General features: G+C 37.0%; 14 protein-coding genes, 9 tRNA genes and 1 other RNA gene. 20 read left to right on the top strand and 4 right to left on the bottom strand.

The genetic code is table 11. The annotated features are described in order from the left end of the window. The coding region (locus AR685_RS13975; protein WP_059124928.1) for a hypothetical protein at positions 1 to 462 on the top strand (462 nt) is incomplete at its 5' end. 449 nt (positions 463 to 911) lie between these two features. Here the strand turns inward: AR685_RS13975 and AR685_RS13970 are convergent. The 3 genes from AR685_RS13970 to ssrA form a co-directional block, all read right to left on the bottom strand. After that, the gene (locus AR685_RS13970; RefSeq protein WP_059124927.1) at positions 912 to 1,562 is read right to left on the bottom strand and encodes an HD domain-containing protein; all 651 of its coding nucleotides are present in this window, start codon (positions 1,560 to 1,562) and stop codon (positions 912 to 914) included. 82 nt (positions 1,563 to 1,644) lie between these two features. Then, positions 1,645 to 2,502: a helix-turn-helix domain-containing protein gene (locus AR685_RS13965; RefSeq protein ID WP_059124926.1), complete on the bottom strand. Its 858-nt coding sequence runs from the start codon at positions 2,500 to 2,502 to the stop codon at positions 1,645 to 1,647. A gap of 318 nt (positions 2,503 to 2,820) precedes the next feature. Then, positions 2,821 to 3,220, bottom strand: a transfer-messenger RNA (tmRNA) gene (gene ssrA / locus AR685_RS13960). Positions 3,221 to 3,378: 158 nt separating this feature from the next. Between ssrA and rpsU the strand changes: the two genes are divergently transcribed. From rpsU to AR685_RS13880, 16 genes are all read left to right on the top strand, one after another. Then, the gene (gene rpsU, locus AR685_RS13955) at positions 3,379 to 3,576 is read left to right on the top strand and encodes a 30S ribosomal protein S21 (RefSeq protein ID WP_034723363.1); all 198 of its coding nucleotides are present in this window, start codon (positions 3,379 to 3,381) and stop codon (positions 3,574 to 3,576) included. Between the two features lie 78 nt (positions 3,577 to 3,654). Further along, positions 3,655 to 4,542 (top strand): tyrosine-type recombinase/integrase, encoded by an 888-nt coding sequence (locus tag AR685_RS13950; RefSeq protein WP_059124925.1) that lies wholly within the window; start codon positions 3,655 to 3,657, stop codon positions 4,540 to 4,542. Then, positions 4,539 to 4,829, top strand: coding sequence for an HPF/RaiA family ribosome-associated protein (locus AR685_RS13945; protein ID WP_047444892.1), 291 nt, complete (start codon positions 4,539 to 4,541; stop codon positions 4,827 to 4,829). Before AR685_RS13950 ends, AR685_RS13945 begins: the two co-directional genes overlap by 4 nt. Before the next feature lie 109 nt (positions 4,830 to 4,938). After that, a tRNA-Thr gene (locus tag AR685_RS13940) sits at positions 4,939 to 5,012 on the top strand. A 19-nt stretch (positions 5,013 to 5,031) separates the two neighbouring features. Then, positions 5,032 to 5,112: transfer RNA gene (locus tag AR685_RS13935), tRNA-Tyr, on the top strand. 85 nt (positions 5,113 to 5,197) lie between these two features. Beyond that, positions 5,198 to 5,270: transfer RNA gene (locus tag AR685_RS13930), tRNA-Gly, on the top strand. An 89-nt stretch (positions 5,271 to 5,359) separates the two neighbouring features. Continuing rightward, positions 5,360 to 5,433: transfer RNA gene (locus tag AR685_RS13925), tRNA-Thr, on the top strand. Positions 5,434 to 5,453: 20 nt separating this feature from the next. Then, positions 5,454 to 5,534, top strand: a tRNA-Tyr gene (locus AR685_RS13920). Between the two features lie 87 nt (positions 5,535 to 5,621). Continuing rightward, positions 5,622 to 5,694, top strand: a tRNA-Gly gene (locus AR685_RS13915). Positions 5,695 to 5,737: 43 nt separating this feature from the next. Then, positions 5,738 to 5,809 (top strand) — tRNA-Thr (locus tag AR685_RS13910). A 418-nt stretch (positions 5,810 to 6,227) separates the two neighbouring features. Further along, positions 6,228 to 6,312, top strand: a tRNA-Ser gene (locus AR685_RS13905). Between the two features lie 266 nt (positions 6,313 to 6,578). Next, on the top strand, positions 6,579 to 7,259 hold the full coding sequence (locus AR685_RS13900) for a response regulator transcription factor (protein ID WP_047444890.1): 681 nt from the start codon (positions 6,579 to 6,581) through the stop codon (positions 7,257 to 7,259). Further along, positions 7,260 to 8,624, top strand: a complete 1,365-nt coding sequence (locus AR685_RS13895; RefSeq protein ID WP_059124924.1) for an ATP-binding protein — start codon at positions 7,260 to 7,262, stop codon at positions 8,622 to 8,624. Between the two features lie 339 nt (positions 8,625 to 8,963). Further along, entirely contained in the window at positions 8,964 to 10,205 is a 1,242-nt protein-coding gene (locus AR685_RS13890; RefSeq protein ID WP_082671941.1) for a TolC family protein, read from the top strand. Positions 10,206 to 10,304: 99 nt separating this feature from the next. Then, entirely contained in the window at positions 10,305 to 11,387 is a 1,083-nt protein-coding gene (locus tag AR685_RS13885) for an efflux RND transporter periplasmic adaptor subunit (protein WP_059124923.1), read from the top strand. 192 nt (positions 11,388 to 11,579) lie between these two features. Further along, positions 11,580 to 14,678, top strand: coding sequence for an efflux RND transporter permease subunit (locus AR685_RS13880; protein WP_047444883.1), 3,099 nt, complete (start codon positions 11,580 to 11,582; stop codon positions 14,676 to 14,678). Between the two features lie 112 nt (positions 14,679 to 14,790). Here the strand turns inward: AR685_RS13880 and AR685_RS13875 are convergent, their stop codons facing one another. Further along, on the bottom strand, positions 14,791 to 16,299 hold the full coding sequence (locus tag AR685_RS13875; protein ID WP_059124922.1) for a DUF4394 domain-containing protein: 1,509 nt from the start codon (positions 16,297 to 16,299) through the stop codon (positions 14,791 to 14,793). 247 nt (positions 16,300 to 16,546) lie between these two features. Here AR685_RS13875 and tuf point away from each other — a divergent pair, with 247 nt between their 5' ends. The 3 genes from tuf (at position 16,547) to secE (ending at position 18,101) form a co-directional block, all read left to right on the top strand. Next, positions 16,547 to 17,761: an elongation factor Tu gene (tuf, locus tag AR685_RS13870; RefSeq protein WP_047444879.1), complete on the top strand. Its 1,215-nt coding sequence runs from the start codon at positions 16,547 to 16,549 to the stop codon at positions 17,759 to 17,761. Between the two features lie 52 nt (positions 17,762 to 17,813). Next, a tRNA-Trp gene (locus tag AR685_RS13865) sits at positions 17,814 to 17,884 on the top strand. A gap of 13 nt (positions 17,885 to 17,897) precedes the next feature. Continuing rightward, positions 17,898 to 18,101: a preprotein translocase subunit SecE gene (secE, locus tag AR685_RS13860; RefSeq protein WP_052187936.1), complete on the top strand. Its 204-nt coding sequence runs from the start codon at positions 17,898 to 17,900 to the stop codon at positions 18,099 to 18,101. The last annotated feature ends 1 nt before the right edge of the window (position 18,102 follow it).

Here is an 18,102-nt window from a genome sequence, read left to right as displayed (position 1 = left end):
GCAACCACAACGGTAAACATTACCCTGAAAGATGTAATCTCTATAGACAGCGGAAGTACTGCCATCGGTAATACAGTTGACTTTAACTATGCGACTGCGGCAGATTACAACTCTGATCAAACGATTACTAAAGCCAACTCTTTGAAAATTACTTCAACGAAGAACTTTAATGTTAAAGTAAAAGCAGGAGGTGGAAGTTTTGTCAATGGAACGAACTTAATCCCAGTCAATGTTTTGACAATCAAGGCTGCTGCGGCTGCCGGAAGCATGGGAGGAACAAAAACACCTGTTGTTTTATCTGAAACTGATCAAACTTTAGTATCAAATGCTCCGCTTGGAAGCGCATTAACGTTGAATCTGGACTACACTATTCCAGCGTCGAAATCATCATCTTCTGATATCTTAGGTAAACCGGCCGGAACGTATACGCAAACAGTAACGTATACTGCAACAGCTTTATAAATAAATATTTTTCATATTAATATTTTGTGATTTGGTGTTTCGAAGGCTTCCTATAGGAGGCCTTTGATTTTGTATGTAATGATGCTGAGATAGAGAAAATTCAAAATCCGAAAATAAGTATCTATCAGCTATATGGTAGAATGTTTTTGGACATTTAAATCTGATTCATACATCGCACCAAGGATTCAGTAAATTGATGAAGCCGTTTATATCTTTTTTAAGCAGGGAGCAAACATCCAGCTTAAACCTTATCTTCTGAAGTTTTCGAGTCTTGATCAAAAAGCTACAAATAACCTGAACCCCATCAGATAATTAACAAGATTACTATTTAGTTGAGGGAGATATTAGTTATTAATTGAAATCAAACAGATAATAACTGTTGAAATGATGGATGACAAAAAAACCATTCACCGGTCCGGCGAATGGCATATCGTGATAATTGGTTGCTGTTATTCGCTCCAGGGAGAATGTAATATACAATCACAGAAATTTTTTCTTTTGAAATTAGGGATCATAAAAGCACATACATCAGCTTTAATATTTCCAAATGTGGTATCTGTCTTATGCTCAAATCCGCTGAAAAATGTTGGAATTATTTTCTTTTTAAAATCAGTCCGTGGGAATGCTGCAACAATTTCCTCCCTATTTTCCTGACTTAGATGCTCATAATCTTCTCCCATTACATCTAATCCTACTCCGGAATACATCAAGGCCACTTCATTTTCTTTATGTTCAGCGATACCTATAGTAGTATGTAATGCGATAGTATCCCATACCAATTGAAGCTTTTCTTTTTGAACTCCGTGACTTTTTAAGAAGTTTCTTGCTGCATTGGCGCTATCCACTTCGAAACGCAAATCTTCACTGCTGTAGTGCGGAACAAGACCTAAATCATGAAATGCAGAAGCGACGTATAAAAGTTCGGTATCATGCTGTAAATTTTTACGCTTAGCATTCAGAGACGAAAATAAGAATACACGCATTGAATGGTTGTAGATGAATTCTGTTCCATGTTCCAGCAAAAGCTCAGTGGCCTGTTTTGCTATTGCACTGTCTGGAATAGCGATGCCTGCAATCTGTTTTAAATTATATAATGACATATGTAATTGTTTTTTACAAAAGTAATTGGCTTTCGTATCTCAGTAAATGCGAATAAATACTTTTGTAATGTCAAAAACCACACTATTTCCCCAGGTTAAGATATTGGTTTCGATACTCAAGCGGAGAGATTTTCACATATTTTTTAAAAAAATGGCTAAACTCTTCAGGTGTATTAAAATTAAGGTTGTACGCTATTTCTTTGACAGGGCTGGATCCAAACTGTAAAGACCGCTTTGCTTCTGATAATAATTGTCCGTTTATAATTTCTTTGGCATTTAGACCGCTGCATCTTTTGCAAAGTTCACTAAGTCTTCGAGCGGTCAAATTCAATTTTTCAGCGTACTTGTTTACGGAATGGCAAACATGAAATTCTGCACTGATCAGATCCATAAAACTACGGTATGCCATATAATCCTGGCTGTTGAAGGCAGCTTCATCTGTCATTTTGACATTGGCCAATTTAATCATAATAATTTTAAGGTAAGCTGCGAGGGCATCCATCTTATTTATATAATCATCGGATAAATACTCTTTTAAAAGAATATTGAGCAGAGATGAAAATTCATTGAGTTCCGATTCATTGAGCTCTAAAAGTTGGTTGGCTGATATATTATTAAATAGTACGGCTTTGCAATTGCTGGCGCTTTTAGGCGTTTTTTCCCAAAAGCAATCTCCAAAAACCAAATTATACCCGGAATACGTCGAAGATTTTTCAAATTGTAGAATTTGTCCTTTTGCGATCAAAAACACATTTTTCTGATTTAATCTGTAAAAGGTACCATCTACAATCATATTTCCTGATCCATCTTCTATTAAGATTATTCGGTTAAAAATTAGTCTCTTTGGATGAAGAGTTTCAGAGGTTAGATTTTCTACCCTTTTTATAGTAAAGGAATTTTCGATTTCAAGTTCTGTTAAAATTTGTTTTTTTAGATTCAATAGGTAATTATTTACTATCTACAAAAGTATAATTTTCTGTAGCAGATTTTTATTGATGTTTTCTATAGTACATGACAATCTAACAAGATCGTTGTAAAAATATTTTTAAAAAAAACGAACAAAACGTTATTTGTTTTATTATCCGAATGGCAGTATGCTCGAGGTGTATTTTAAGCATAGCAAATAAAAAGGAATCGAATGATCTTGAAAAATGATAATTGTTTGATGAAGCTGTGGGTGTTTTTTAACTATAATCAGGTATCATCTAAATAGTATCAAAAAAATAAAAACCCTGTAAATTCTAATTTACAGGGTTTTAAGTGGAGTTGGAGGGATTCGAACCCTCGTCCAAACAAGCAATACATAAGATTTCTACATGCTTATTTTACTGTTGATTTTCGTGCCTAAGCAGAGAGCAAACACCCAACTTAAACCTTAGCTTCTGAAGTTTTCGAGTCCTGGTCAAAGCTCCCAAAACCTTATTTCTGCATTACTATATCTCAGAATCAAACGCCGCAGAACAGAGCATTTGTGAGACATCTTGCTTCCTTACTATCTTCGGGAAAGCGCTTGAAATCTTACTTTATTCGGATTAAGCTGCAAGAGCGAACTCTTCGTTGCCAGTTAAAAGTTTGTAGCAAGGGATTAAAGAGATCGCACTACGGTTCTCTGCATGCTTACTTACCCATTGGTCTTGCTGTCGAAACCAGTCAACCCCATGTTTTTGTAGAGACAAAGATACAATATTTTGTTTAAATTCAATCATATTAAAAATGGGTTTGCATGAATTTTAGAATTATTATCAATTTTACTGGTGAAAAATTTGCTAATCAAGAAAAAAGTTATATTTTTGCAATCCAAAATGAGATGTAAATTATGTTAATAATACCTGTAAAGGATGGTGAATCCATCGATAGAGCACTAAAAAAATACAAGAGAAAATTTGATAAAACTGGTACAGTTCGTCAATTAAGATCTAGACAAGCTTTTATTAAGCCTTCTGTAACTCTTAGACAATCTAGGCTGAAAGCAGCTTATAAGCAAAGAGGATTAAGCAAGGAAGAACAAGCTTAAGAAATTTTCTTAAACACATACTAAATCACTTCTTAAATAGTTATATTTGAGGAGTGATTTTTGTTTTATATATACATTATGCGAGAGAAGTTTTTAGACTATCTACAGCTCGAAAGGAGGTATTCACCTCATACAGTCACAAGCTACCGCAAAGATCTTGATGATTTTTATTCCTTTTATCTTAAAACTGAAGGCTCCGATAATATTGTCAAAGCCGATAAGAAAATAATCAGAAATTTTATAGTTGAACTCAGTGAGCATGATATCTCAAAGAGAAGTATCAATCGCAAGCTTTCTTCGCTCCGAAGTTTTTACCTGTTCCTTCTGAGGTTGGGTGAAATTGAAGTATCTCCCGTAGAAACTGTTTCCTCTCTTAAGTTTTATGCGGAGAAGCAGATTCCTATGTCGAAAGAGGAAATGCAAACGCTTCAGGATAATGTTTTCATCAGTGTTGATAACATCCTGGAAAAGTGTATTGTTGAGGTTTTGTACCAGACAGGAATCAGAAAGGCTGAGCTTTGTGGCTTAATATTTGAAAGTGTAAACTTAGAAGGCGAACAGCTTAAGATTCTGGGTAAAGGAAATAAGCAGCGATATGTTCCGATTTCTCCGGACCTATCCAATCTGCTTAAGACGTATCTGACGATCAGAAAACCTCAGGAAGATTTTAAACAATATTTCTTTGTCAACAAAAAGGGAAAGAAACTGAGTGAAAAATTTGTTTATGTAGTCGTTAATAAGTACCTTAGTCTTGTTACTTCGAAGCAAAAAAGAAGTCCGCATATCCTAAGACATAGCTTTGCTACACATGTTTTAGATAATGGGGCAGAGATATCTAAAGTAAAAGAAATATTAGGGCATTCTAGTCTTGCAAGCACTCAGGTGTACACGAATGCTAATATAGAACAGTTGAAAAAAGTGTTTAATCAAGCTCATCCAAGAGCTGTTAAAAAAGAAGAATTATGAAGATTTCAGTACAAGCAATCGGCTTAACTCCACACGAACCGCTAGAGTCACACGTTGACAAAAAAGTAAGCAAGCTTAATACGTTTTATGACAAGCTTCAGGAATGCAAAGTGTTCTTAAAAGTAGAAAATAACTCAGACAAAGCCAATAAGACGACTGAGCTTATTTTGGTTGTTCCGGGTGATGATATCGTCGTAAAAAAGACAAGTACAAGTTTTGAAGAAAGTTTAGACCAATGTGTAGACGCAGCTAAGAAACTGTTAATCAAGAAAAAAGAATTAGCATAGAAAATTAATTAAAAAAAGTTTCTAAAAAAGTTTGAGATTTCAAAAAATCTGTTCTATATTTGCACTCGCAAAAAGGAACAATCGTTTTTTGAAATCTTTTTTAATTTTTGCCTCCGTAGCTCAGCTGGCTAGAGCAGCTGATTTGTAATCAGCAGGTCGTGGGTTCGAGTCCCTCTGGAGGCTCAATTAATATAAAATATCTGGGGAGATTCCAGAGTGGCTAAATGGGACTGACTGTAACTCAGTTGCTTCGGCTTCGCAGGTTCGAATCCTGCTCTCCCCACATTTTATATTAAAAAAAGTCTTGCAGGTTTAAAAGGTTTTTCCTAGATTTGCAAACCGTTACCAATGATTTTGGAAACAAAATTGCGGAAGTAGCTCAGTTGGTAGAGCGTCAGCCTTCCAAGCTGAATGTCGCGAGTTCGACCCTCGTCTTCCGCTCAATTCACACCGCATCAGGCGTGATTTTTTTTAACTGCTGATGCAGCACAGAGTAGATTTCTCTGATAGCTTTCAGTTTTTATTAAATTGCCTCCATAGCTCAGTTGGCTAGAGCAGCTGATTTGTAATCAGCAGGTCGTGGGTTCGAGTCCCTCTGGAGGCTCAATTTAATATAAAATATCTGGGGAGATTCCAGAGTGGCTAAATGGGACTGACTGTAACTCAGTTGCTTCGGCTTCGCAGGTTCGAATCCTGCTCTCCCCACATTTTATATTAGAAAAAAAACTTGCAAAGTATATAGGGTTTCCCTAGATTTGCACAGCGTTTACCAATAGTTTTGGAAACAAAATTGCGGAAGTAGCTCAGTTGGTAGAGCGTCAGCCTTCCAAGCTGAATGTCGCGAGTTCGACCCTCGTCTTCCGCTCAAAAAAAATCACTCTTTTACAGCGTGATTTTTTTCTTTTAATGCCGACTTAGCTCAGCGGTAGAGTGCTTCCTTGGTAAGGAAGAGGTCACGGGTTCAAGTCCCGTAGTTGGCTCATTTTTCATCCCGATTTCTTCGGGATTTTTTTTGCCTAAAATTTCTTGCCCTGAATTTTTAATTTTGAAAAGCTTAAGTAAATTATTTATCAGCTTTGGTTGTATAACTTTGTAACTTCAATAAGTGAATACCTTTGTAGGTCTTAAAATAAAGGGTTCTTTATTCAAAAATCTTTGTTTTACGTTGCGTTCAGAAATGCAAGGGTAGACAAAGCAGAATAAAATTGCACTGAATAAGAGAAAAACAAAGGCAGTTCGTGTAGCAAAGAAATAAAAATTTTGATTTTCAGTCAATTAAATCACTCTTTCTCAATGTACAAATGGTATTTCTTGTAAATTTTGAAAGATAAATTTTGGAGATTCAAAAAAACGTATTATATTTGCACCACCAAAAACAACGATACAATCGGAGTTAATGGAGAGATGGCAGAGTGGTCGATTGCGATAGTCTTGAAAACTATTGACTGTAACAGGTCCGGGGGTTCGAATCCCTCTCTCTCCGCAAACGGGAAACCAATAATTAAAGCCTCAGATAGAAATATCTGAGGCTTTTTCGTTGTTGTTGATAGAAATAGTCTTTGCTATTATATCGTTTTAAAAAGTTTAATATTATTTTAATGAATCATAATTAAAGAACCAAAACATTCAAACCATCAGCTTTCACCGGACTATTTACTTTAACATTTCATGTATTGAAGACCATTCTCTGCTCCTGCAATTCTCAACCTCTTTATTTTTTTCGTTAAATTCGTGGTAAATATATCTTTGATGAATATTCTTCTTTTGGAAGACGATCTCATTCTCTCGGCAGAATTGAGTAAGTTTTTAGAGTCAAACCGTTTTACCACCGACCGAATTTACGACGGAGAAACCTTTCTCCGTCAGATAAAAAACAATTCTTATGATCTGTATCTTTTGGATATTAATGTTCCGAAGATTAACGGACTGGATGTTTGCCAGACGATAAGATCTTTTGATAAAAATACGCCGATCATTATCATCTCTGCTTACGGCGATCTGTCTGATAAGAAAGATGCTTTCACAAGATTGGCTGACGATTATTTGGTTAAACCTTTTCAGTTTGAAGAATTACTGTTGCGGATGAATTCGTTGCTGAGAAGAAAAGTGCCTACGGATACTGCAGACCAGGATATTATAAGAATTGATGATTTGATCATCAACAAAACAGAACAGAAAGTTTTCAGAGCCGGAAACGAAATCGCTTTGACCTTAAAAGAATTTCAGCTGTTGGTTTATCTGGCAGAAGCGCAGGGGAGAACCGTTTCAAAACAGCAGATTACCGAAAACGTTTGGGAACATAATTTTAATACGAATACCAATACCGTTGAAGTTTATATCAATTTTTTGAGAAAGAAACTAGATAAAGATTTTAAAGTTAAATTGATTCACACGCGTTCTGGTTTCGGATATTACTTAAATCCTTTGTAGATGTCTTTAAAAAGGAAAATTGCGCTCACGCTCAGCATTTGGTTTTCATTACTTTTCGGTATTGTTCTGATTATTATTTACGTTTCCTTTAATGATTTCAGAAAAGAGGAATTTAAGGAAAGGTTTGTCCGTCGACTGGATTTTACCACCAACTTTATTTCAAAGTCTAAAAATTTTGAGGAAGAGGCACCCATTTTTTTTAATGAAAACTCTGACAATGTTTTACTGAATGAAACAATTTTGATTTTTAATGCTAAAAAGGAACTCATCTACAGCACGATTAAAGACAGAAAAGTTACGTGGGATAATGAACTATTAAAGGAAGTCGATAATAAAAAAGCGGTTCACAAGCAGGATACATTTCCTGAAGTTTATGCCGCTCTGAAAAATATCAACGGCGAAAACTACTACATCATTACCAGCGCATTCGATACCAACGGACAGTCGAAGCTGGATTATCTTAAATATCTTTTGATTACCGCTTTCATCACCTGCACACTTCTGATTGGTTTTTTCAGCTATTATTTTATGGGGAAATTTTTGCGGCCACTCGAAGATCTGAACAAAGAAATTTCTGAAGTAACGGCGCACAAACTGACTACACAAATTCAGGTTGAGCAGTCTAATGACGAAATCAGCATTCTGGCGAAGTCTTTTAATACGATGATTGTTCGTTTGAATGATGTTTTCCAGTCGCAAAAAGACTTTACGGCAAGTGCATCGCACGAAATACGTACTCCAATTACCAGAATGGCTTTCCAGCTTGAAAATTTAATCAAACTGGAGCAACATTCTCCTGAAACACTTTCTGCTTTGAAACAAATGCTGAAAGATGTATACCAACTTTCAGATTTAACAAACTCTCTTTTGCTGCTTACAAAATTCGACAAAGAAAATATTCAGACGATCTATGAAGAAGTACGAATTGATGAAGTGATTTTTGAATCTTTCGAGCGTGTTCAAAAAAGTTTCCCGAATCTCACCATGGACTTTCTGATTTCGGAAAATACTTCCGATCAATCTTTTCTTACCATAAAAGGTGTTCAGCCACTGCTCAATATTGTATTTATTAATTTGTTTAAAAATGCTGCGGTCTATTCGGACGATTCTGAAGCAAAAGTTTTAATCACAGAAACCGAATCACAGCTGATCGTAGATGTTGTGTCTGCCGGAAGCACGATTTCACTAGAAGAACAGCCCAAATTGTTTGACGCATTCATGCGTGGCCATAATTCTCAAAATATCACGGGCTCAGGCCTCGGTCTCCGAATTGCAAAAAGAATCCTGGAATACCACAATGCGAAAATCAAATACAACTCACCTGAGGAACACACCAATAAGTTTACGGTTACTTTTAATAAATAGGTTTTTAATATAATAATAAGATAAGAACAAAAAGTTCGTCTGCCCACAATAAATTGTTTTATCTGGCCAAATGAAACGGCTTTGTATATCTTGAAGTTGACCATAGATTTAAAAAATCTTTTCCCGCTTTGCGTTTACAATTTTTTTCTAAACATTTTCCAAATAGTAAGAAAATTTCTTTTTCAAAATATTGTTAAGTATCTAGGTTTAGGAAAAAATCTTACAGTTCCTCTTGTTATGATTCAAAAAGCAGTTCAAATTCAAATTTAATTTTTTTTTAAGTCTCCTTTAAGGTCGTTTTAATCGAGCAACCGCACTTTTGTCATCAAAATTGAGAGAATGAACAAAATTGCAGGACTGTTTGTTGTTATATCTTCGATAATGACGGCGCAACAGCAAATGTCGCTTTTGGATTGCGAAAATGCCTTTCAGCAAAATAATCTTCAGCTTCTTGCCGAGCAGTACAACATCAACATTGCTGATGCGGATATTCTGCAGGCTAAAATCTGGGAACTTCCACAGATAAGCGGGTACATCAACGCTTACAATCCCGAAGACAGAAAGGTTTTAGATGCCGGAAAAGCCAAAGGTTTTGAGGTGACGCAGCTGATTTACATGGGAGGAAAGAAGAAAAATGAAGTCGCTTTTGCAAAATCCAATAAAGATTTGGCGCAGCTCCAATTTACTCAGTTGCTTGTGGAACTGAGAACGCAGCTTCACACCAATTACTACAATCTTTATTACGAAAAGCTAAAGCTTGAGAATACCAATAAGCAATTGGGTTATATGAATGATCTTTTGAAGGCGTATAAAGTACAGTCTGCAAAAGGAAATGTTTCGTTAAAAGATGAAGTGAGATTACAGAGCATGGTCATTCAGTTGAATAATGACAAACTGGCAATTACTAAAGATATTTTGGAATTTGAACAAAATTTAAAAGTTCTTACCGGAATTACAGAGAATATAGAGCCTCAGATTTCAGATGAAGAAGCAAAAGAAATTCTTGCTGCACAGCCTTTCGGTGATGAATCTGATTTAAAAAGAAAAGCCATTGAGAATAACGCAGATTATTTGTTTAATCTAAAACTGATTGATAATTCTAAGCTCTATGCACAATGGCAGAAATCTCTCAATGTTCCGGATTTGAATGTAGGAGCGGAGTACGATCAAAACTCGGGAACTTTCAGAAACGAGATCAATTTAAAAGTTGGAATTCCCATTCCGCTTTGGAAAGTAAATAAAGGAAATGTGCAGAAAGCCAATTATACCATTGAGCAAAACCGGAGAAATGCCGAATTCCAGAAATTGAATTTAGAGACTAAAGTACAGGTAGCTTTCCAAATATGGAAAAATCAGTACGAACAGTTGCTGGAAATTAAATCTACCGACCTCGATAATCTAGACTTAGTCTACAACGGAATTCTGAAAAACTTCAGAAACGGAAACGTCAATCTCATCGATTTTACAGATTTCATGGAAAGTTACCGCCAAACTTCTCTCCAGATTTATGATATGAAAAACGAGCTGATACAGTCTGCAGAACAGCTCAATCAATTGGTACAGGTGAAAATCTTTTATTAACTATAAACTTTTGTTGTTTTTGCTGAGAACGTGTCAGCGAACTTAAAACAGCACGAAAAAAAAATCTTTACGCTCTTTGCGTTTAAAATAATAATCTAAATGAAAAAATTGATAATCCCTTTTGTTATTTCGCTTTTTTTAACATCTTGTTCTAAACGAGAAGCACCGAAAGATGATGCACCCAAAGGTTTTGAACTGAGCAATACCATGCTCGAATCGATCACCACAGAAAAAGTTGAATTTAAAAGCATAGAAGATACCTACAGTTTTTACGGAAAAATATCTGCAGACAGAAACTCTTACATCGACGTTTATCCTTTGGTTGGCGGAAATGTAATGAGTGTCAACGTTGAACTTGGAGATTATGTGAGAAAAGGACAGGTGCTCGCCACCATAAGAAGTACAGAATTAGCCGATGTTCAGAAAGATGTGAGTGATGCTAAAACAGATTTATTGGTTGCGCAGAATAATCTTCGCGTTGCCAAAGAAATGTATGAAGGAAAACTAAATACGGAAAGAGATGTTTTGGAAGCTAAAAGTCAGGTGCAGAAAGCCCAGGATCAAATGCAAAGATCGTCTGCAGTAAGTACCGTTTATAATGTGAAAAAAGGAAATATCTACAGTGTTCTCGCTCCAATCAACGGATACATCGTTCACAAAGACATCAACAAAGACATGCAGCTGAGAAGTGACCGAAGCGAAAATATTTTTGATGTGGCCAATACCACAAAAGTTTGGGCCATCATGAATGTCAATGAATCTGATATTGATAAAATAAGTCTGGGAATGGCGGCGCAGGTTTCCACATTATCTTATCCGGATAAATTTTTTGACGGAAAAATTGATAAAATCTTTAAAATCATAGACCCGCAAACAAATGCGATGCAGGCAAGAGTGGTTTTGGATAATGCCAACGGATTGTTGATTCCTGAAAGTAAAGCGACCATCAGGGTTTCAAAATCTGAGAATGCGTCAGCACTTTCAGTTCCGTCAAAGGCAGTAATTTTTGATGATGACAGAAGTTTTGTGGTTGTTTTTAAATCAAGAACCGATGTTAAAGTAAAAGAAATTAAAGTTCTGAAACAGCTCGGTGACGTGACTTACATTTCAGAAGGTCTTGCAGAAGGAGAAAATGTCATCACCAATAATCAGTTGCTAATTTACCGTTCACTGAAAAACTAAGATGAAAATTAAACATTTAGGAAAATCAAAGATTTTCCTAAATGTGCTCTGTTAAGCAAAATAAAATATAATTCGCTAATGTGACTTATGTGTTTAAAATCATTTCAACGAGTTTCTTAGTTAAAGTTTTTCCAATTAAATATTTAGGTATCAGTCTTCTATCTGAAATCTATCATCTAATATCTATTCAGCATGAATAAATTTATTAAAAATATCATTTCGTTTTCACTCAAAAATAAAGCCTTCACCTTTATTTGGGTAGCGGTTTTGGCCGTTGCGGGCTTTATCAGTTTCAAAAACATGCCCATTGAAGCTTTCCCCGATGTCACCAACACCCAAATCGTGATCATCACCCAATGGAATGGCCGAAGTGCAGAAGAAGTGGAACGTTTTGTCACGACACCCATTGAGCTGGCAATGAGTCCTGTTCAGAAGAAAACAAGTGTGAGAAGTACCACGATGTTCGGACTATCTATTGTTAAAATTCTCTTCGATGATGGAGTAGACGATATGTTTGCCAGAAATCAGGTCAACAATCAGCTGCGAAATGTGAGTCTTCCGGATGAGGTTGACCCCGAAGTGCAGCCACCTTACGGCCCGACCGGAGAAATTTTCAGATATACATTGGAAAGTAAAACCAAAGATTCCCGAGAATTACTGACTTTACAAAACTGGGTGATCGACCGTGCGCTGAGAGGCGTTCCAGGTGTGGCTGATATCAACGTTTTCGGTGGTCAGGATAAGGTTTTTGAGCTGAGCATTGACCCGAGAGCTTTGGATAAATACAATCTTACGCCTTCTCAGGTTTTTGAAGCCGTAACAAAAAGCAATCTGAATGTGGGTGGAGATGTGATTGAGAAAAACGGACAAGCCTACGTTGTGCGAGGAATCGGTTTGGTACAATCTAATGAAGATATCGGAAATATTACCATTCAAAATGAGAGCGGAAATCCGGTTTTGGTAAAAAATGTAGCGGAAGTGCATGAAAGTTCTTTGCCGAGAGTGGGGCAGGCGGGTTTAAATAAACAGGATGATACCGTAGAAGGAATTGTAGTGATGCGAAAGGGAGAAAATCCGCGTGAGGTTTTGGTAGGAGTAAAGGCTAAAATTAATGAGCTCAACGAGAAAATCCTTCCGAAAGATGTAAAAATGGTCACGTTCTACGACCGTGATAACCTGATGGACTTTACTACAGAAACCGTAATGCACAACTTATTGGAAGGAATTATCCTGGTCACGGTCATTGTTTTGATTTTCATGGCAGACTGGCGTACGACGTTGATTGTCTCCATCATCATTCCTTTATCCCTGCTGTTTGCGTTCTTATGTTTAAAAATGGCAGGCATGAGTGCGAATCTACTTTCACTGGGAGCTGTAGATTTTGGGATTATCATCGATGGTGCGGTCGTCATGGTCGAAGGAATTTTCGTGATGCTCGACCATAAAGCCAAGAAATACGGTCCGGAGAAATTTAACAAAATGGCCAAAGCAGGCTGGATCAAACAGACCGGTACAGGTTTAGGAAAGGCGATTTTCTTTTCAAAATTAATTATCATCACATCATTAATTCCAATATTCTCATTTCAGAAAGTGGAAGGGAAAATGTTTTCACCACTGGCATTCACGCTGGGTTTTGCATTAATTGGCGCACTGATTTTTACATTGACGTTGGTTCCCGTGCTTACCCATTTGCTTTTAAATAAAAATGTACGGGAGAAAAATAATCCGTTTGTAAATTTCTGGGACAGGATAGTGATGAAAGGTTTCAGTTTTACATTTAAACACAAAAAACTCAGTTTGATTGTTGCTTTATCTTTCATGGCAGTCACATTATTCTCAGGAAAATTTTTAGGAACAGAATTTTTACCCCAATTAAATGAAGGATCATTGTGGATTACTGCAGAAATGCCGATGAGCTCATCTCTAAAAGAATCGTTGAAGACCGCCGATATTCTGAAGAAAGATATCATGAGCGTTCCGGAAGTCACTGATGTTTTGGCGCAAACCGGACGAAGCAATGACGGAACAGACCCTAACGGTTTCGGATTTGTGCAGTTTGCGGTGAATCTTCAGCCAAAAGATGAGTGGAAAAGAAAAATCAATTATGAAGACCTCGTAGAGGAAATTGATAAAAAGCTCAGGAATTATCAGGGTATTACTTTTAATTATTCTCAGCCGATCTCGGATAATGTGGCAGAAGCCGTTGCAGGTTTTAAAGCTGAAAACGGAATTAAAATTTACGGTGATAATTTACAGACGCTCGACAGACTGGCGGATGAGGTTTTAAAATCAATAAAAGATGTAGAAGGTGTGAAAGATGCCGGAATCATTAAAAATATCGGTCAGCCTGAAGTAAGTGTGGTTTTAGACAGAGATAAAATGGCAGCGTACGGTGTGATGCCGGATGATGCACAGTCCGTTTTGGAAATGGCTTTCGGTGGAAAAACGGCTTCTGAAATGTTTGACGGAGAAAGAAAATTTCCAATCAGGCTCCGTTATTCTGAAGAGTACAGAAAAGACGAAAAAGATATTGCTTCACTAATGGTTCCTACGCAGGACGGTGCTAAAATTCCTTTAAAAGAGATCAGTACGATTGTAAAAGACAACGGTGCAGCATTTATTTATAGAGATGATATTAAAAGATATATTGGAATTAAATTCTCCATACGTGACCGTGATTTGGGGGGAACAATTGGCGATGCACAGAAAGAAGTCGCCAAAATTAAAATTCCTGAAGGATATTCTGTAGGCTGGACGGGTCAGTTTGAAAACCAACAAAGGGCTTCAAAAAGATTGGCACAGGTTGTTCCGATCAGTATTTTGGGAATTTTCTTCCTCTTATTTATCCTTTTCGGAAATATGAAAGATTCGCTTTTGGTGTTGGCGAACGTTCCTTTCGCTTTAATCGGCGGAATTATTGCATTGCATGTAACCAACATGAATTTCGGTATTTCTGCAGGAGTAGGAATGATCGCTCTTCTGGGGATCTGTATTCAAAACGGAGTGATTCTCATCACAGAATTTCATCAGAATATTAAAGAAGGTTCGAAAATAGATGACGCTATTTTTAATGGGGTGAAATCCAGAACACGCCCAGTAATTATGACCGCGTTAATGGCTTCCATCGGGCTTTTACCAGCGGCGCTTTCTACGGGAATCGGTTCAGAATCACAAAAACCTTTAGCGATTGTTATTATTGGCGGTCTGATTACCGCAACCTTTTTAACCTTGTTAATATTCCCGATTATCTTTTGGATATTTAATAAAACCAGGAAGGCAGAAGCTTTATAGATAATTTGGTGTAAGTTTAAATTAAAAAAGATTCTTTCATTTATCCCTATATAATTGAAGCCCGAGATAGAATAATCTACCTCGGGCTTCTTTATGAAAATCAAGTCTTTTTTTAGAATCCTAAGCCTACCGTAAAACCTTTCACAGGATTAGGGTAAGTACCTAAGGAAGCTGTAGCTCCATTTGTAGTGTTGACGGTGAATATTTTTGTTTCTGCACCGATAGTAGCCAATAAGTACGCTTTTTGGCTTGTGCTTCCGATGTCGAATCCGTTTGCACCCGAAATATTGATTCCTAATGCACCTCTTTCTACCAAAATACCTCCGTTTGGTGGATTTTGTAGGTAAAGTTTATCAGTGTTATGGTCGATTACAAAAAGTTCGGTGGCAGTTGTTCCGGCAAAATTATTGGTATATGCTGCTGCACCTACAGCTGGAGTTCCCGGGCTAAGTACAGTATCTACAGCGGTAACACCACCAGTAACAGGATCTAATCTTAAATTCTGTCCGGTATTGCTCACCACTCTTATTTTATCAACCGTCGGATTGAAATCAAATCCAAACTCAGTTCCTACAAGAGGAGTAGGTAATGTACCGGTGCCTACTTGTGTTGCTGCGCCGTTACCCAAATTAATTGTATAAATTCTGCTTGAACTTCCTAAAGCATATAATTGTCCGTTTAACGGTCTGAAATCAATACCAAGAATTCCTTCACCGCTTTGTAATCCTGTAATTGCTTTGGTAACAGGAGTTGCAGGATTGTTTGGGTCGAATATCTGCAACGCATTGGCATTGTCGATTGCATAGGCTACAGGATTTGTAGGAATTGCAATGTCGATGATTTTTTGTGGAAGCGTCCCTATGCTTGAAGCTTTTCCGGTAGCCAAGTCTACATTGTATAATGCATTTTGAGATCCGCTGGTTACGGCCATCAATGCTACAGTATTTTCAGGATTGATGTCGAAAGCAGCCTGACCTGTGAATGTAAATCCTAAGCTTCCTACTTCCACTAAAGTTCCGTTGTTTGGCGGATCTTGTTTAAATAATTTTCCAGATGTCAGGTCAAGATCATATAAAGTAGTTGTCGTAGCGCCGGATTTACTGTTGGTATAAGCAATCCCGGCAATTGCTGCTGTAGTTGCAATACTTGTATCAGTGAATGCTGTAACTCCATTCTCAGGATTGATTCGAAGGTTTTGCCCTGTATTGGTCACTAACCTGATACGGTCAACGGTAGGATTAAAATCAATTGAAGCAATTGTTCCTGAAACAGCAGGAGTAAAAGCTGTAGTGCTTACTACTCTTGAAGTTGCAGTAGCCGTATTGATGATGTACAGTTTACTGGAATTTGAAACCGCATACAACTCACCTGTAGCGGGTCTGAAATCAATACTTAATAGTTTGTCTCCGGTTGAAAGTCCTGTAATAGGTTTTATAGAAGTCATCACATTGCTGTTTTTAGCATTAAAAGCTAAAAGATCATTGTTGGTGCTTAAACCGTATACCATCACATCGGGACCTACCGTAGGTATTTCGGGCATACTTGTGTTTTCATCATCGTCACAAGATAATACGGTGACAAAAGCTAATGTAGCCAGACAAAAGTTGAATAGTTTTTTCATAAAATTTATTTTAATTTAATAGGTTCAGATAAATATACGAGAGAAAAATGATATTGGATTTAGAAAGTGTTTTTTTTAATTCATTTTTTTGTTATAAATTTGCAGTTCCATAATACAAAAAATAGCGGTTTGCAGTTTTTGGATTTGAATAGTAAAGTTTTTTTAACAAAAAGATTTTAGTATTCAAAAATTCATTATATTTGCACACCGAAAATTTGAATAAACAATAAAATAAATAATTTAAATCATGGCAAAGGAAACGTTTAATCGTAACAAACCACACTTGAACATTGGTACTATTGGTCACGTTGACCATGGTAAAACTACACTTACTGCAGCAATCTCTGCTGTATTGGCTAGTAAAGGTCTTGCTGAGAAAAAAGATTTCTCTTCTATTGACTCTGCTCCAGAAGAAAAAGAAAGAGGTATTACTATCAATACTGCTCACATCGAATACGAAACTGAAAAAAGACATTATGCTCACGTTGACTGTCCAGGTCACGCGGATTATGTAAAGAACATGGTAACTGGTGCTGCTCAGATGGACGGTGCTATCGTTGTATGTGCTGCTACAGATGGACCAATGCCTCAAACTAGAGAGCACATCCTTCTTTGTCGTCAGGTAAACGTACCTAGAATCGTTGTTTTCATGAACAAAGTTGACATGGTAGATGATGCTGAGTTGTTAGAGCTAGTTGAAATGGAATTAAGAGACTTATTGTCTACTTACGAATTCGACGGAGATAACTCTCCAGTAATTCAAGGTTCTGCTCTTGGAGCTCTTACAGCTGCTACTGCTGAAGGAGGTGCTAAGACTGATGACCAATGGTTCAAATCTGTTGAGCAATTAATGGATGCTGTTGACGAATGGATCGAGCAACCACCAAGAGATACTGATAAGCCTTTCTTGATGCCAATCGAAGACGTATTCTCTATTACAGGTAGAGGTACTGTTGCAACTGGTAGAATCGAAGCTGGTATTATCAACACAGGAGATCCTGTAGATATCATCGGTATGGGTGAAGAAAAATTAACTTCTACTATTACAGGAGTTGAGATGTTCAGAAAAATCCTAGATAGAGGAGAAGCTGGAGATAACGTAGGTCTATTGTTGAGAGGTATTGAAAAAACTGACATCAAGAGAGGTATGGTTATCGCTAAGAAAGATTCTGTGAAGCCTCACAAGAAATTCAAAGCTTCAGTTTATATCCTTTCTAAAGAAGAAGGTGGACGTCACACTCCATTCCACAACAAATACCGTCCTCAGTTCTACGTAAGAACTACTGACGTTACAGGTGAAATCTTCTTACCAGAAGGTGTAGAAATGGTAATGCCTGGTGATAACTTAGAGATCACTGTAGAATTGTTACAGCCAATCGCTCTTAACGTAGGTCTTAGATTTGCGATCAGAGAAGGAGGTAGAACAGTTGGTTCAGGTCAGGTTACTGAAATCTTAGACTAATCATCTTAATATAATTAAAGTTCCGTAAGGAAACTTACGGAACTTTTAATCTACGGGCATCGTCCAATGGTAGGATACCGGTCTCCAACACCGTTGATCAGGGTTCGAATCCTTGTGCCCGTGCAAAAAGAAAATAATGAGCTTAGTAGAATTTTTAAAAGGTTCTTATCACGAATTTAGACATAAAGTAGAGTGGCCGAAGTGGTCAGACTTACAGTCTTCAACTATTGTAGTTACTGTAGCCACTGTTATTTTGGCATTATTCACCTTTGGGGTTGATGAATTGTTCTCAAAATCAATCAGCAACATCATCGGAATATTAATCAATACCTTCAACTAAT

It is taken from the genome of Chryseobacterium sp. JAH, from assembly GCF_001507335.1.
GTDB lineage: Bacteria > Bacteroidota > Bacteroidia > Flavobacteriales > Weeksellaceae > Chryseobacterium.
This window is presented reverse-complemented; position numbering and strand designations above follow the sequence as displayed.

Excerpts from the sequence above, each read along its gene's own strand:
- tuf (WP_047444879.1), top strand. The coding sequence starts at position 16,547 with ATGGCAAAGGAAACGTTTAATCGTAACAAACCACACTTGAACATTGGT.
- AR685_RS13970 (WP_059124927.1), bottom strand. The coding sequence starts at position 1,562 with ATGTCATTATATAATTTAAAACAGATTGCAGGCATCGCTATTCCAGAC.
- AR685_RS13890 (WP_082671941.1), top strand. The coding sequence starts at position 8,964 with ATGAACAAAATTGCAGGACTGTTTGTTGTTATATCTTCGATAATGACG.
- AR685_RS13880 (WP_047444883.1), top strand. The coding sequence starts at position 11,580 with ATGAATAAATTTATTAAAAATATCATTTCGTTTTCACTCAAAAATAAA.
- AR685_RS13895 (WP_059124924.1), top strand. The coding sequence starts at position 7,260 with ATGTCTTTAAAAAGGAAAATTGCGCTCACGCTCAGCATTTGGTTTTCA.
- AR685_RS13945 (WP_047444892.1), top strand. The coding sequence starts at position 4,539 with ATGAAGATTTCAGTACAAGCAATCGGCTTAACTCCACACGAACCGCTA.
- secE (WP_052187936.1), top strand. The coding sequence starts at position 17,898 with ATGAGCTTAGTAGAATTTTTAAAAGGTTCTTATCACGAATTTAGACAT.
- AR685_RS13885 (WP_059124923.1), top strand. The coding sequence starts at position 10,305 with ATGAAAAAATTGATAATCCCTTTTGTTATTTCGCTTTTTTTAACATCT.
- AR685_RS13950 (WP_059124925.1), top strand. The coding sequence starts at position 3,655 with ATGCGAGAGAAGTTTTTAGACTATCTACAGCTCGAAAGGAGGTATTCA.
- AR685_RS13875 (WP_059124922.1), bottom strand. The coding sequence starts at position 16,299 with ATGAAAAAACTATTCAACTTTTGTCTGGCTACATTAGCTTTTGTCACC.
- AR685_RS13900 (WP_047444890.1), top strand. The coding sequence starts at position 6,579 with ATGAATATTCTTCTTTTGGAAGACGATCTCATTCTCTCGGCAGAATTG.
- rpsU (WP_034723363.1), top strand. The coding sequence starts at position 3,379 with ATGTTAATAATACCTGTAAAGGATGGTGAATCCATCGATAGAGCACTA.